The sequence below is a fragment of the Streptomyces sp. NPDC042100 genome, assembly GCF_055582325.1.
Genome location: NZ_JBVJDK010000028.1, coordinates 12,119 through 24,853 on the forward strand (window position 1 = coordinate 12,119; position 12,735 = coordinate 24,853).

Below are 12,735 nucleotides of genomic sequence, written 5' to 3' on the forward strand. Positions count from 1 at the left end.
GGGGGGACGTGTCGTCGCGGCGGTATGACGTCCGGTCAGCCGGCCGCGCGGGTGCGGCGCTTGCGCAGGACCGCTCCGAGGGCCACGGCCCCGGCCAGCGCCGCTCCCGCGCCGAGGGCGATCCAGACCGTGGGCGCCGGGGCGCTGTCGGCGGCCTTCGCCGGGGCCGGCCCGGGCGCGGGGGCCGAGGAGGGCGCCGGTTCCGGCGTGCTCGCGTCCGTCCCCAGGTCCGGCAGCGGCGGCAGTTGCGCCGTGGCGCCGACGGCGACGGCGAGGGAGACCGGGTCCATCGCGGTGCCGGCCCGGTACATCCCGCCGAACGCCCTGGCGCCGCCCTCGGTGAGGGTGGCCGGGGCCTCGGCGACGCTGACCAGACCGTCCTCGGCGCGCAGCTTCCCGGCGGCGAAGGTGACGAGCGGGACCGCCTTCCCGGGCGGGCTCCCGGCGGCGGTGACGTCGGCGCTGAGCGTGCCGCGCCCGTCGGCGACCTTCACGGTGACGGCGCCGAGGGTGAGGTCGAGGTGGGCGCCGGTGAAGCGGACGGCTCCCGTGAAGGCGGCGTCGAGGGTGCCGCGTTCGGGGTCGTACGCGCCCTTGCCCGCCGGGAAGCGGAAGAGCGCGCCGCCGTCCTGGGCGCCGCCGCTCAGCGTCCAGCGGCCCTGGGCGACGGCCCCGGTGACGTACTCGCGGAAGGTGCGGCGCACGCCCCAGTCGACGGCGGCGTCCCGGAATCCGGTGGTGGCCTTCCCGTTCGCCGGGGCGGACGCGTCCGGCGTCGGCGAGGCCGGCGGCTTCGTGCCCGCCGCGCCGACGAGGTCGACGGAGAGGGCGACCGGGTCCAGCGGGGTGCCGGCCGTGTAGTAGCCGGCGAAGGCGGCCGCGCCCTGCGCGGTGAGGGTCGCGGGCACGCCGGTGAGGACGAGCGGGCCGGTGCCGCCGCGCATGTCGATCCCGGAGAGGTCGAGCGCGGCGAGCGGGACCCCGGCGCGGCGGGTGAGCGTGCCGCTGCCCTTGGCCTTGCTCGCCATGTCGGCGTACAGCGTGCCCCGGCCGTCCTGGACGCGGATCCGGGGGCGGCTGACGGTGAGGTCGAGCGCGTGGCCGCCGTCGGCCTCGCGGTGCCCGAGGAAGCGCACTCCGCCGCTGAAGGCGGCGTCGAAGGCGCCGGTGGCGGGGTCGTACGAGCCGCGCGCGGAGTGGAAGCGGAACTGCCCGCTGCCGACCGTGGCGGCGCCGCCGGTGAGCCCCCAACTTCCCTGGGCGACGGGCCCGGTGACGTAGCTCTGGAAGGAGGTCTTGATCCCCCAGTCGAGCCGTCCGCCCTGCACGGTCCGGCTGTCCGCGCGGGCGGCGGCGGCCGGGAGGAGGACGGCGAGCAGGGCCGCGACGAGTGTCACGGCGGATGCGCGCCCGGGTCTGGGGAACGGCGGCATGGAACCCTCCGGTTCGAGGAAGCTTAGGTAAGGCTAACCTAAGATACGACCCGGTCAAGACGTCCGCCGCCACCGAGAGACAGGAAGCCCGCCGGTGCGCACCGCCCCCCGCACACCCCATCGCACACCCCATCGCACACCCCCGACTCGCCCCCGCAGCAAGGCGATCGCGCTCCTCGCCCCGCTCGCGCTCGCCCTCGCCCTCACCACGGGCGGCTGCGGCCCGGCGGCCCCCGAGGCCGCGCCCGCGCCCGCCGGGGCCACCACCGGGCCCGACCGGATCGAGCCCCTCGCCGCCCGCGAGCAGGCCCGGCCCCGACTCCCCGTCACCGTCGCCTCGGCCGACGGGCGCCGGGTGACCGTGACCTCCACCGAGCGGATCGTCCCGCTCAGCGGCTCCCTCTCCGAGCTCGTCTTCAGCCTCGGGCTCGGCGGGCAGGTGGTCGCCCGCGACGTCACCGCCACCTTCGAACAGGCCGCGCGGCTCCCGGTGGTGACCCGGGCCCACGACGTCTCCGCCGAGAGCGTGCTGTCGCTGCGGCCCACCCTCGTCCTCGCCGAGAGCACCACCGGGCCCGCCGAGGCCGTCGCCCGCATCCGCGAGGCGGGTGTCCCGCTGCTGGTCGTCGCGCCCGCCAAGGGCCTCGCCGACGTGCCCGCGCGGATCGGCGCCGTCTCCGCCGCGCTCGGCGTGCCCGGCCCGGGCGACGCGCTCGCCCGGCGCACCGAGGCCCGGCTCGACGCGGTGCGCCGGACGGTCCCCGCCCGCTCCGGGAAGCCCCGGGTCGCCTTCCTGTACGTGCGCGGTTCGGCCGCCGTCTACCTCCTCGGCGGCGCCGACTCCGGGGCGAGCTCGCTCCTGGAGGCGGCCGGCGCCGTCGACGCGGGCAAGGAGTCCGGGCTCACCAAGGACTTCACCCCGCTCACCAGCGAGGCGCTGGCCGCCGCCGCGCCGGACGCGATCCTCGTGATGCGCAAGGGACTCGACTCGGTCGGCGGCGTCGACGGACTGGTCCGGCTGCCCGGCGTCGCCGAGACCCCGGCCGGGCAGGACCGCCGGATCGTCTCCGTCGACGACGGCGTGCTCCTCACCTACGGCCCGCGCACCGACCGGGTCCTGAAGACGCTGGTCGACCAGCTGTACGGGGAGCCCAAGTGACCGCCGCCACCACGGAGACGGCCCCGGAGTCCGCCGCCGCGGAGACCGCCGCCGCGTCCGGGGCCGCCCGCCCCCGCGCGGGCCGGACCACCGTGCTGACCGGCGCCCTGCTCGGCGCCCTGCTGCTGCTCGCGCTGCTGTCGGCCGGGATCGGGGCGTACGAGATCCCGCTCGGCGACGTCCTCGCCTCCGTCCTGCACCGGACCGGCCTCGGCGGCCACGCCCTGGACCGGTCGGCGGAGAGCGTGCTGTGGAACATCCGCCTCCCCCGGGTCGTCCTCGCCCTCCTGGTCGGCGCCTCGCTGGGCTGCGCGGGCGCCCTGACCCAGGGCGTGTTCGGCAATCCGCTCGCCGAACCCGGCGTGATCGGCATCTCGGCGGGCGCGGCCGTCGGCGCGGTCGGCGCCATCGCGCTCGGGCTGTCGTTCCTCGGCGGCTGGACCGTCACCGCCTGCGCCTTCGGGGCGGGACTCCTGACGGTGGGCCTGGTGTACGCGCTGTCGCGGTCCGGCGGGCGTACGGAGGTGGTGACCCTGATCCTCACCGGCATCGCGGTCAACGCCTTCGCGGGCGCCCTCATCGGCCTCTTCGTCTTCTTCGCCGACAACGCCCAGCTCACCCAGATCACCTTCTGGCAGCTCGGTTCGCTGGCGCAGGCGACCTGGCCGAAGGTGCTCGCCGTCCTGCCGTGCGCGCTGCTCGGCCTCGCCGTGGCCCCGCTGTACGCCCGCCGGCTCGACCTGCTCGCGCTCGGCGAGCGGCCCGCCCGGCACCTGGGCGTGGACGTCGAACGGCTGCGGGTCGCGCTGGTCCTGGTGGTGGCGCTGCTCACGGCGGCGGCGGTCGCGGTGGCCGGGATCATCACCTTCGTGGGCCTGCTCGTGCCGCACCTGCTGCGCATGGCGCACGGCCCCGGGCACCGCTTCCTCGTCCCGGGCAGCGCGCTCGGCGGGGCGGTCGTCCTGATGGCCGGCGACCTCGCGGCCCGTACCCTCGCGGCCCCGGCCGAACTCCCCCTGGGCGTCCTCACCGCCCTCATCGGCAGCCCGTTCTTCTTCTGGCTGCTGCGCAGGACCCGTCGCAGGCAAGGTGGTTGGGCATGAGACCGAGCATGAAGCCGAGCATGAAGCCGAGCTTCCAGGGCCATCGCGGCATTCCTGGCGTCCGGGCGTTCCCCCGGCGCCGCACCCGCGCCCTCCCCTCCCCCGTCCCGCCCGGCGGGACCGTCGCCGAGGCGGCCGGGCTCCGGCTCGCGCTGGGGCGGCGCCCGGTCCTGGACGGCGTCGACGTGACCGTACGGGCCGGAGAGGTGCTGGCCCTGGTGGGGCCCAACGGGGCCGGGAAGTCCACGCTGCTCGCGGCGCTCGCCGGGGACCTGGCGCCGGACGCCGGGGCGGTGCGGATCGCGGGCCGCCCCGCGGCCGCCTGGAGCGCCGCCGAACTGGCCCTGCGCCGGGCGGTGCTGCCGCAGGACGCGGCGCTCTCCTTCCCCTTCCCGGTCGCCGAGGTGGTCCGGATGGGCCGGGCGCCCTGGGCCGGGACCGCCCGGGAGGCGGAGGACGGGGCGGCGGTCGCCGAGGCGCTGGCGCTGACGGAGACCGAGGGGTTCGCCGCGCGCCCCTTCCCCGCGCTGTCCGGCGGCGAGCGGGCCCGGGTCGCGCTGGCCCGGGTGCTCGCCCAGCGGACCGGACTGCTGCTGCTCGACGAGCCGACCGCCGCGCTCGACCTGCGCCACCAGGAGCTGGTGCTCGGGGTGTGCCGGGCGCGGGCGGCGGCGGGGGTCGCGGTGGTCGCGGTCCTGCACGACCTGGGGCTCGCCGCCGCGTACGCGGACCGGGTGGCGGTGCTGCACGGGGGCCGGATCGAGGCGGCCGGGCCGCCCGCGGAGGTGCTCGGCGGGGAGCTGCTGAGCCGGGTCTACCGGCAGCCGGTGGAGGTGTTCCCGCACCCCCGGACGGGCGCGCCCGTGGTGCTACCCGCACGTAGCCCGAATCAGGACAATCCGCCCTGCTTGACCAGCCCTTGACCAAGCCCTGAAGGCTCCGTGGGACAGCCGTGACCGGGCTGTGTCCGGGGCCCCGGACCTGAGAGCTGAATCACTGGACGGGTGGGTATCGCTCAGGTAAGCCTCGGTTAAGTTAGGTCCGCCTCACCCCGTCCCCCGCACCCTGTCCCAGCGCCGTGTCCCCGAGTGGAGCCCTCATGCGAGCCGTCCGTCTCACCGTCCTCACCGCCGCCGCCACGGCGGCGGTCCTGGCCGCCGCCACGGGCTGCACGCAGAAGAGCGACGCCAAGTCGGAGGACGGCGCGGTCCAGGTGATCGCGAAGGACGACTCCTGCGAGGTCTCCAAGAAGGACTTCCCGGCCGGCCACCTCAAGCTGAACGTGGAGAACCGCGGCAGCAAGGTCACCGAGGTCTACGTCCTCTACCCGGACGACCGGATCGTCGCCGAGCGCGAGAACATCGGCCCCGGCACCAAGGCGTCCGTCACCGCCGAGATCAAGGCCGGCGACTACGAGATCGCCTGCAAGCCCGGCATGAAGGGCGACGGCATCCGCCAGAAGGTCACCGCGACCGGCGCCGGCACCGGCGCCGTGAAGCGCTCGCCCGAGATGGACGCCGCCGTCGCCGCCTACCGCCAGTACGTGCAGGCGCAGGCCGAGGCGACCCTGCCGAAGGTCAAGGTCTTCACCGACGCCGTCCGCGCCGGTGACGTCGAGGCCGCCAAGAAGGCGTACGCCGAGTCCCGCATCGGCTGGGAGCGCACCGAGCCGGTCGCCGAGTCCTTCGGCGACATCGACCCCAAGGTCGACGTCCGCGAGGACGGCCTGGAGGCCGGCCAGGACCCGGCGAAGGACTGGACCGGCTGGCACCGCCTGGAGAAGGCGCTGTGGCAGGACAAGAAGATCGGCGACCGCGAGAAGCAGCTCGCCGACCTCCTCGACAAGGACCTCGCCGACTGGGTGAAGCGGGTCGGCAAGGCCGACATCACGCCCACCTCCATGGCCAACGGCGCCAAGGAGCTCCTCGACGAGGTCGCCACCGGCAAGGTCACCGGCGAGGAGGAGCGCTACTCGCACACCGACCTGGTCGACTTCAAGGCCAACGTCGAGGGCGCCCAGAAGTCCTTCGAGCTGCTGAAGCCGGTCGCGTCCAAGAACGACCCCAAGCTGGTCGCCGAGCTCGACAGGCAGTTCGCCGCCCTGAACACGCTCCTCGACAAGTACCGCGCGGACAAGACGGGCTACGCCTTCACCTCGTACGAGAAGGTCGGCAAGGAGCAGCGCAAGGAGCTCTCGGACGGCGTGAACGCGCTCGCCGAGCCGCTCTCCAAGCTCGCCGCCGCCGTCGTCAAGTAACGGAGGGGGACCCACGATGACCGAGAACCTCCCGGACCCCGAGGAGCGGGGCGGCCCCGCCCCCTCCCGCCGCAGCGTCATCGGCTGGGGCGGGGCCGGGCTCGCGCTCGGCGCCGTCGCCGCCGGCACCACCGTCGCCCTCACCCGGGGCGGCGACGGGGCCACCGAGACCGTCGCCGACAGCGGCGGAGCCGTCCCCTTCCACGGTCCGCACCAGGCCGGCATCGCCACCGCCGTCCAGGACCGGCTGCACTTCGCGTCCTTCGACGTGAAGACGACCGACCGCGCCGAGCTGGTCCAGCTCCTCAAGGACTGGACCCGGGCCGCCGAGCGCATGACGGCCGGCCACGAGGTCGGCGAGGGCGCCTACGGCGGCCTGCCGGAGGCCCCGCCGGACGACACCGGCGAGGCGCTGGGCCTCAGGCCCTCCCGGCTCACCCTCACCATCGGCTTCGGCCCCTCGCTCTTCGACGGGCGCTTCGGGCTGGCCGGCAAGCGCCCCGCGGCCCTGGTCGACCTGCCCAAGTTCCCCGGCGACAACCTGGACCCGGCCCGCAGCGGCGGCGACCTGTGCGTCCAGGCCTGCGCGGACGACCCGCAGGTCGCCGTGCACGCCATCCGCAACCTGGCCCGCATCGGCTTCGGCAAGGTCGCGGTCCGCTGGTCGCAGCTCGGCTTCGGCAAGACGTCCTCGACGACCCCGGACGCCCAGACCCCGCGCAACCTCTTCGGCTTCAAGGACGGCACCCGGAACATCGCGGGCACCGAGACCGACCGCCTCGCGCGGCACGTGTGGGTGTCGGGCAAGGGCGCCGAGGGCCCGGCCGCCTGGCTGGACGGCGGCTCCTACCTGGTCGCCCGCCGGATCCGGATGAACGTCGAGACCTGGGACCGCACCTCGCTCGCCGAGCAGGAGGACGTCTTCGGCCGCGACAAGAAGGAGGGCGCGCCCGCCGGGAAGCCCAAGGAGCACGACGAGCCGTTCCTGAAGGCGATGAAGCCGGACTCGCACGTGCGCCTGGCGCACCCCGACTCCAACGCGGGCGCGACGATCCTGCGGCGCGGCTACTCCTTCACGGACGGCACGGACGGGCTGGGCCGGCTGGACGCGGGCCTGTTCTTCCTCGCGTACCAGAAGGACGTGCGGACCGGCTTCGTCCCGGTGCAGACCTCGCTGTCCCGCTCGGACGCGCTCAACGAGTACATCCAGCACGTGGGTTCGGCGCTGTTCGCGATCCCGCCCGGTGTCCGCGACAAGGACGACTGGTGGGGCCGGGCGCTGTTCGCCTGAGCCGCCGCCACCCCCGTCACCGAACGACGTCCAAGGAGGGACCGCCGTGTTCGGCAACTATCTGATCGGCCTGCGCGAGGGTCTTGAAGCCAGCCTGGTCGTCTGCATCCTCATCGCCTATCTGGTGAAGACCGGCCGCCGGGACGCCCTGCGGCCGATCTGGATCGGCATCGGCGTCGCCGTCGCCGTCGCGCTGGCCTTCGGCGCCGGCCTGACCTTCGGCTCGCAGGAGCTGACCTTCGAGGCGCAGGAACTGCTCGGCGGCTCGCTGTCGATCCTCGCCGTGGTGCTGGTGACGTGGATGGTCTTCTGGATGCGGCGCACCGCGCGGCACCTGAAGACGGAGCTGCACGGAAAGCTGGACGCGGCGCTCCAGATGGGCACGGGCGCGCTGGTGGCGACCGCGTTCCTGGCGGTCGGCCGGGAGGGCCTGGAGACGGCGCTGTTCGTGTGGGCGTCGGTGCGGGCCTCGTCCGACGGCACCCACGCGCCGCTGGTCGGCGTGATCCTGGGCCTGCTGACGGCCGTGTTCCTGGGCTGGCTGTTCTACCGGGGCGCGCTGAGGATCAACCTGGCGAAGTTCTTCACCTGGACCGGCGGGATGCTGGTCGTGGTCGCCGCCGGTGTGCTGGCGTACGGCGTGCACGACCTGCAGGAGGCGGCCTTCCTCGGCGGCCTGGCGGACAAGGCGTTCGACATCTCGGCGACGATCCCGCCGGACAGCTGGTACGGCACGCTGCTCAAGGGCGTGTTCAACTTCCAGCCCGACCCGACGGTCCTTCAGGTCACGGTGTGGGCCGCATATCTGATCCCGACGCTCGCGGTGTTCCTGGCCCCGGTAGGGTCGGGTCCGTCCAAGCGGGTGGCGGAGCAGAAGGCGGCCGAGAGCGATGAGAAGGCTGGGGCGACCGGCGTGGAGGCGGCCGGCTGACACGCTCCTCGCGGCGGCGGCGGCGTCCGTCCTGGCGCTGACCGCGAGCGGCTGCGTGACCGTGCACGGCGAGCGGGAGCTCGTCCCGGCCGCCACGAAGGACGAGGCCGCGCAGGCCCTGAAGGACTTCACCGAGGCCTACAACAAGGCCGACAAGGCGTACGACCCGGCCCTCGACGCGGGCCGGGTCACCGGTCCGATGGGCGAGATCAACCAGGCGGGCCTCCGCTCCCGCCAGAAGTCCTCGCCCGGCGGCAATCCGGACCACCGGCCGCTGGAGCTGACGGACGCGAAGTTCCTCATCCCCCGGAAGGCCGGCTGGCCGCGCTTCTTCGTCGCGGACACCGACTCCAACCGGGACACCGACCAGGGGCCCGGCGACAACCGCTGGCTCCTGGTCTTCGTGCGCGGCGGCGCCCAGCAGCTCTGGGAGGTCGCCTATCTGTCGATCCTGAGCCCCGGCGACGTCCCCGCGTTCAGGACCGAGGCGGGCTACGCGGTGCCGGCCGGCGCCGGTCCCGGGGGGCCGGCGGTCCCGCCCGGGGAGCTGGGCGAGCGGTACGTGGCGTTCCTCAGGAGCGGGGCGGCCGGGCCGTTCGCACCGGGCCCGCACACCACCGCGTGGCGGGCCGCGCGGGAGAAGGAGGCCAGGCGGCCGGGGCTGGTGACGCAGTACGTGGACCGGGCGGAGAGCGGCGGGGACTTCGCGCCGCTGGGGCTCGTCACCGAGGACGGCGGGGCGCTGGTCTTCTTCGCCACCCGCTACTTCGAGCGCGAGACGGCGGCGAAGGGCTACCGGCCGAAGGTCGGCAAGGACGTGAAGGCGCTGCTGACCGGCGAGGTGCGGAACACGGTCACCAAGCGGTGGGTGTCGAGCCAGACGGCGCTGGTGAAGCCGGCGGGCGCGGAGCGCGACGCGGTCGCGGTCGTGGGCCGGCTCCAGGGCGTGACGGCGGCGGAGGGCTCGTAGGAGCTCCACCGCCGGTCCGGGCCCCGCTCCGGGCCCCGCTCCGGGCTCCGGTCAGCGCCCGATCGGCCAGGCGATCTCGTGCTCGGCGCTCTCCCCCTGCTCGGCCTGTGCGGCGGCGTGCCGGGCGCAGGCGTCGGTGAGGGTCTCCAGGAGGTTCAGCGGGTCGGGCAGCGGGTGCTCGGGGCCGCGGACCCAGGACAGGGCGGGCTGGCTGCCCTCGTCACCGGGGAGCCGGGACGGCGGTACGAGCACGTAGCTGCCGCGGCAGTGCCAGCGCAGCCCCGGGTGCTCGTCCATGGTCTCGGGATGGCAGTCCAGCTCGCAGGGCCACCACTCGTCCTCGTCCTCGGGGGTGCCGCGGGTGGCGGTGAAGAAGAACATGCGCCCGTCGTCGGCACGGTCCTCGGCGGCGTCGGAGACGGCCACGGGGCCGACGTCGACACCCTCGGCGAGCAGCCGGTCCAGGGCGGCCCGGCCGGCGGCGTAGGGGACGTCCAGGACGTCGTGGACCATGCCGGTGGCGGTGACGAAGTTCGCCTCGGGCTGGTTGCGCGCCCAGCGCTCGATCTGGGCCCGGTCGGTGGTCGACTGGGTCTGCCAGGCGAAGGAGACGGGGTGCCGGGCGGGGGTGGGACAGCCGATCCGCTCACAGGAACAGCGGTAGCCGAGGGGGTACGCGGCGGGGGCCAGCGGCATCCCGGCGGCGGCGACGGCCAGGAGCGCGTTCTCACGGTCGTTCTCGACGTCGGCCGCGCTCCGCTTGGGGCGCCTGCGCAGCCACTGTGCGAGTTTGCTCTCCGTGCCGCGGTAGCGGCCGATGCCGTCGCCCATCTATCCCCTCACACCTCATGCTCGCCCGTTCGGTCCCACGGGCTCTCCATCGTCCCACCATCCTGCGCCTCGGGTGACCGGAGTCGGGAACCGGGGGGTGGGCCGGTTCTCACCGACGGGCGCCGAGGCCGCGCAGGGCGTAGTCGACGAGGGTGTCGGCGTAGGCGTGGGTGAGCGGCAGGGTGCGGTGCAGCCAGCGGTGGTGGAGGGGGCCGACGAGGAGTTCGAGGGCGATCCGGGGGTCGATCGCGGGATCGACGTCACCGGCCGCCTGGGCGGCCTCGATGCGGCGTACGTACAGCTGGAGCGAGGGTTCGAGGAGCTTCGCGGTGAACCGGGCGCCGAGCTCGGGGTCGACGATGCCCTCGGCGGCGAGCGCGCGGGTGGGGCGGTCGTAGACGGGGTCGTTGAGCTCGTCGACGGTGGCGCGCAGGACCTGCCGGAGGTCGGCGGCGAGGTCGCCGGTGTCGGGGATCTCACTCCCGCCCTCGGCCCCGGCCGCCTCGCCCGCCCGCTCGGCGAGGTCCAGGAAGGCCTCCATGAGGACGGCGGGCTTGGAGTTCTCCGGCCACCAGCGGTAGATGGTCTGCTTTCCGACGCCCGCGCGGGAGGCGATCCCCTCGACGGTGGTCTTCGCGTAGCCCACCTCGGAGACCAGGTCGAGGGCGGCGGCGTAGATGGCGCGGCGGGAGCGTTCGCTGCGGCGGGAGGAGTCGGGTGCCTTGGTGTCCGTCATGACGCAAACCTAGCAGCAGCGAGACGCCCCGTCTCGCTTGCCCGGGGGCGTCGGCGGACGTCGCGGGAGGGCCGGCCCGGGGGCGTCGGCGGACGTCGCGGGAGGGCGTCCGAACCACCCGAACGGTCCACAGCGCGCGGCCCCCGGAAAGCGGACCATGGGCTCAACGCACAGCGACCGTAGAGGAGCCCTCTTTGCGCCCCACACCGCGCGAGGCCTCGCCCCGCCGTTATCTGATGTGCCCACCCGCGCACTTCAAGGTGACGTACTCCATCAACCCCTGGATGGACCCCACCAAGCCGGTCGACCTGCCGCTGGCCCTCGCGCAGTGGGAGGACCTGCGCGACCGCTACCGCGCGCTCGGCCACACCGTGGAGCTGCTCGACCCGCGTCCGGGCCTGCCGGACATGGTCTTCGCCGCGAACGGCGCCACCGTGGTGGACGGGCGCGTCCTGGGGGCGAGGTTCGCCTACCCGGAGCGCTCCGACGAGGCCGCCGCGCACCTCGACTGGTTCCGGGGGAACGGTTACGCGGACGCGGACGTGCGCGTCCCGGAGCACGTGAACGAGGGCGAGGGCGACTTCGCCGTCACCGCCTCCTGGATCCTGGCCGGCCGGGGCTTCCGCTCCAGCCCGCTCTCCCACGACGAGGCCCAGGAGTTCTTCGGGCGCCCGGTGATCGGCCTGGAGCTGGTGGACCCGCGCTACTACCACCTGGACACGGCGCTGTGCGTGCTGGACGACACGCGCGACGAGGTCATGTACTACCCGGGCGCCTTCTCCCCCGGCAGCCGCTCGGTCCTGGAGCGGCTCTTCCCCGACGCCCTGATCGCGAGCGCCGAGGACGCCGCCGCGCTCGGCCTGAACGCGGTGAGCGACGGCCGGCACGTGCTGCTCCCGCAGGCGGCGGTGGGCCTCTTCGCCCCGCTGCGGGAGCGCGGCTTCGAGCCCCTCGGCATGGACCTGGGCGAGCTGCTCAAGGGCGGCGGCAGCGTGAAGTGCTGCACCCAGGAGCTGCGGCCCTAGGAGCCCCGACCGGCCCTAGGCGGTCTCCTCCGGCGGCCAGGCGTCGCCCCACTCGGCGTCCCGGGCCTGCTTGTACAGGGGCCCGTGGCGCTTGGTGACCGTGTCGCGGCCGAGCCCGTCCGGCCCGCACAGCTCCAGCTGCACCAGCCCCTTGCGGATCTGCGGGCGGCGCACCACCCGGGCGGCGGCCGGGGTCACCGGAAAGCGCGTGGCGGCGACGTAGGCGTACTTCTCGTCCTCGTAGGGCAGCGAACCGCCCTTCACCTTGCGGTGCAGCGAGGAGCGGCTGACCCGGGCCGAGAAGTGGCACCAGTCGGTGCCCGGCGCGATCGGGCAGGCGCCGCTGTGCGGGCAGGGCGCGGCGACGGTGAAGCCCGCCTCGACGAGCAGGGTGCGGGCGGCGATGATCCGCCCGTAGCCGTCGGGGGTGCCCGGCTCGACGATGACGACGGCCCGCGCGGCGCGCGCGGCCTCGGTGACGAGCGCGGTGCGGTCCGCCTCGGTGAGCTCGTTCAGGACGTACGAGACGGTCACCAGGTCCGTGTCGGCGAGCCGCAGCGCCCCGCCGATCCGCTCCCGGCGCCAGTCGGCCTCGAAGGCGCCGTCGGCGAGCTCCCGGCCCAGCGTGAGGGCGGGCTCGGCCCAGTCCAGGACGGTGGTGCGGGCGGCGCCCTCCCACGCCTCGGCGACGGCCCAGCCCGCCGCGCCGGTGCCGCCGCCGACGTCGGTGTGGGTGGCGGGCGTCCAGTCGGGGGCGGCGTCCACGAGCCCGTACAGGGCGGCGCGCACCGCCTCGAAGGTGGCGGGCATCCGGTAGGCGGCGTAGGCGGCGACGTCGGACCGGTCACGCAGCACGGGCGCGTCGGTCGGGGTGTCCCCCCGGTAGTTGGCGATCAGCCGCTCGACGGCCTGGGCGGCCTGGCGCGGCGGCAGCCCGTCGAGGACGGCGGCGAGCGCGGCGCGCAGGGAGTCGGCGGAGGGGTGGGAGGCGTTCACCGG

The 12,735-nt window shown here is 75.0% G+C and carries 12 protein-coding genes; 8 read left to right on the top strand and 4 right to left on the bottom strand.

Translation table 11 applies throughout. The features are described from left to right. Nucleotides 1-35: 35 nt before the first annotated feature. A complete protein-coding gene (locus ACZ6J5_RS35465; RefSeq protein ID WP_469398072.1) occupies nucleotides 36-1,433 on the bottom strand; it encodes an HtaA domain-containing protein in 1,398 nt (465 codons plus the stop codon). A 94-nt stretch (nucleotides 1,434-1,527) separates the two neighbouring features. On the opposite strand from ACZ6J5_RS35465, the gene ACZ6J5_RS35470 reads away from it, so the two are divergent. The 7 genes from ACZ6J5_RS35470 (at nucleotide 1,528) to ACZ6J5_RS35500 (ending at nucleotide 9,144) form a co-directional block, all read left to right on the top strand. Next, on the top strand, nucleotides 1,528-2,592 hold the full coding sequence (locus ACZ6J5_RS35470; RefSeq protein ID WP_469398073.1) for a heme/hemin ABC transporter substrate-binding protein: 1,065 nt from the start codon (nucleotides 1,528-1,530) through the stop codon (nucleotides 2,590-2,592). Between the two features lie 92 nt (nucleotides 2,593-2,684). Next, entirely contained in the window at nucleotides 2,685-3,695 is a 1,011-nt protein-coding gene (locus tag ACZ6J5_RS35475; protein WP_469398104.1) for a FecCD family ABC transporter permease, read from the top strand. A 20-nt stretch (nucleotides 3,696-3,715) separates the two neighbouring features. Then, on the top strand, nucleotides 3,716-4,618 hold the full coding sequence (locus ACZ6J5_RS35480) for a heme ABC transporter ATP-binding protein (RefSeq protein WP_469398105.1): 903 nt from the start codon (nucleotides 3,716-3,718) through the stop codon (nucleotides 4,616-4,618). Nucleotides 4,619-4,794: 176 nt separating this feature from the next. Further along, a complete protein-coding gene (gene efeO / locus ACZ6J5_RS35485; RefSeq protein WP_469398074.1) occupies nucleotides 4,795-5,952 on the top strand; it encodes an iron uptake system protein EfeO in 1,158 nt (385 codons plus the stop codon). Nucleotides 5,953-5,968: 16 nt separating this feature from the next. After that, entirely contained in the window at nucleotides 5,969-7,243 is a 1,275-nt protein-coding gene (gene efeB, locus ACZ6J5_RS35490) for an iron uptake transporter deferrochelatase/peroxidase subunit (protein WP_469398075.1), read from the top strand. Between the two features lie 46 nt (nucleotides 7,244-7,289). Continuing rightward, nucleotides 7,290-8,174 (top strand): iron uptake transporter permease EfeU, encoded by an 885-nt coding sequence (efeU, locus tag ACZ6J5_RS35495; protein WP_469398076.1) that lies wholly within the window; start codon nucleotides 7,290-7,292, stop codon nucleotides 8,172-8,174. Next, nucleotides 8,134-9,144 carry an SCO2278 family lipoprotein gene (locus ACZ6J5_RS35500; RefSeq protein WP_469398077.1) on the top strand — a complete coding sequence of 337 codons (1,011 nt, stop codon included), beginning with the start codon at nucleotides 8,134-8,136 and terminating at the stop codon, nucleotides 9,142-9,144. The genes efeU and ACZ6J5_RS35500 overlap by 41 nt, the downstream gene beginning before the upstream one ends. Nucleotides 9,145-9,195: 51 nt before the next feature. Here the strand turns inward: ACZ6J5_RS35500 and ACZ6J5_RS35505 are convergent, their stop codons facing one another. Together ACZ6J5_RS35505 and ACZ6J5_RS35510 are read right to left on the bottom strand one after the other, a co-directional pair. Further along, the gene (locus ACZ6J5_RS35505; RefSeq protein WP_469398078.1) at nucleotides 9,196-9,975 is read right to left on the bottom strand and encodes a bifunctional DNA primase/polymerase; all 780 of its coding nucleotides are present in this window, start codon (nucleotides 9,973-9,975) and stop codon (nucleotides 9,196-9,198) included. A gap of 109 nt (nucleotides 9,976-10,084) precedes the next feature. Continuing rightward, nucleotides 10,085-10,711 carry a TetR/AcrR family transcriptional regulator gene (locus ACZ6J5_RS35510; protein WP_469398079.1) on the bottom strand — a complete coding sequence of 209 codons (627 nt, stop codon included), beginning with the start codon at nucleotides 10,709-10,711 and terminating at the stop codon, nucleotides 10,085-10,087. A 194-nt stretch (nucleotides 10,712-10,905) separates the two neighbouring features. Between ACZ6J5_RS35510 and ddaH the strand changes: the two genes are divergently transcribed. Then, nucleotides 10,906-11,736, top strand: coding sequence for a dimethylargininase (gene ddaH, locus ACZ6J5_RS35515; RefSeq protein WP_469398080.1), 831 nt, complete (start codon nucleotides 10,906-10,908; stop codon nucleotides 11,734-11,736). A gap of 15 nt (nucleotides 11,737-11,751) precedes the next feature. Here the strand turns inward: ddaH and ACZ6J5_RS35520 are convergent, their stop codons facing one another. After that, nucleotides 11,752-12,732 (bottom strand): small ribosomal subunit Rsm22 family protein, encoded by a 981-nt coding sequence (locus ACZ6J5_RS35520; protein WP_469398081.1) that lies wholly within the window; start codon nucleotides 12,730-12,732, stop codon nucleotides 11,752-11,754. Nucleotides 12,733-12,735: the final 3 nt, after the last annotated feature.

Bases quoted from the DNA above. Each gene is read 5' to 3' on its own strand.
- ACZ6J5_RS35465 (WP_469398072.1), bottom strand. From the start codon at position 1,433: ATGCCGCCGTTCCCCAGACCCGGGCGCGCATCCGCCGTGACACTCGTC.
- ACZ6J5_RS35480 (WP_469398105.1), top strand. From the start codon at position 3,716: ATGAAGCCGAGCTTCCAGGGCCATCGCGGCATTCCTGGCGTCCGGGCG.
- efeO (WP_469398074.1), top strand. From the start codon at position 4,795: ATGCGAGCCGTCCGTCTCACCGTCCTCACCGCCGCCGCCACGGCGGCG.
- efeB (WP_469398075.1), top strand. From the start codon at position 5,969: ATGACCGAGAACCTCCCGGACCCCGAGGAGCGGGGCGGCCCCGCCCCC.
- ACZ6J5_RS35500 (WP_469398077.1), top strand. From the start codon at position 8,134: ATGAGAAGGCTGGGGCGACCGGCGTGGAGGCGGCCGGCTGACACGCTC.
- ACZ6J5_RS35505 (WP_469398078.1), bottom strand. From the start codon at position 9,975: ATGGGCGACGGCATCGGCCGCTACCGCGGCACGGAGAGCAAACTCGCA.
- ACZ6J5_RS35510 (WP_469398079.1), bottom strand. From the start codon at position 10,711: ATGACGGACACCAAGGCACCCGACTCCTCCCGCCGCAGCGAACGCTCC.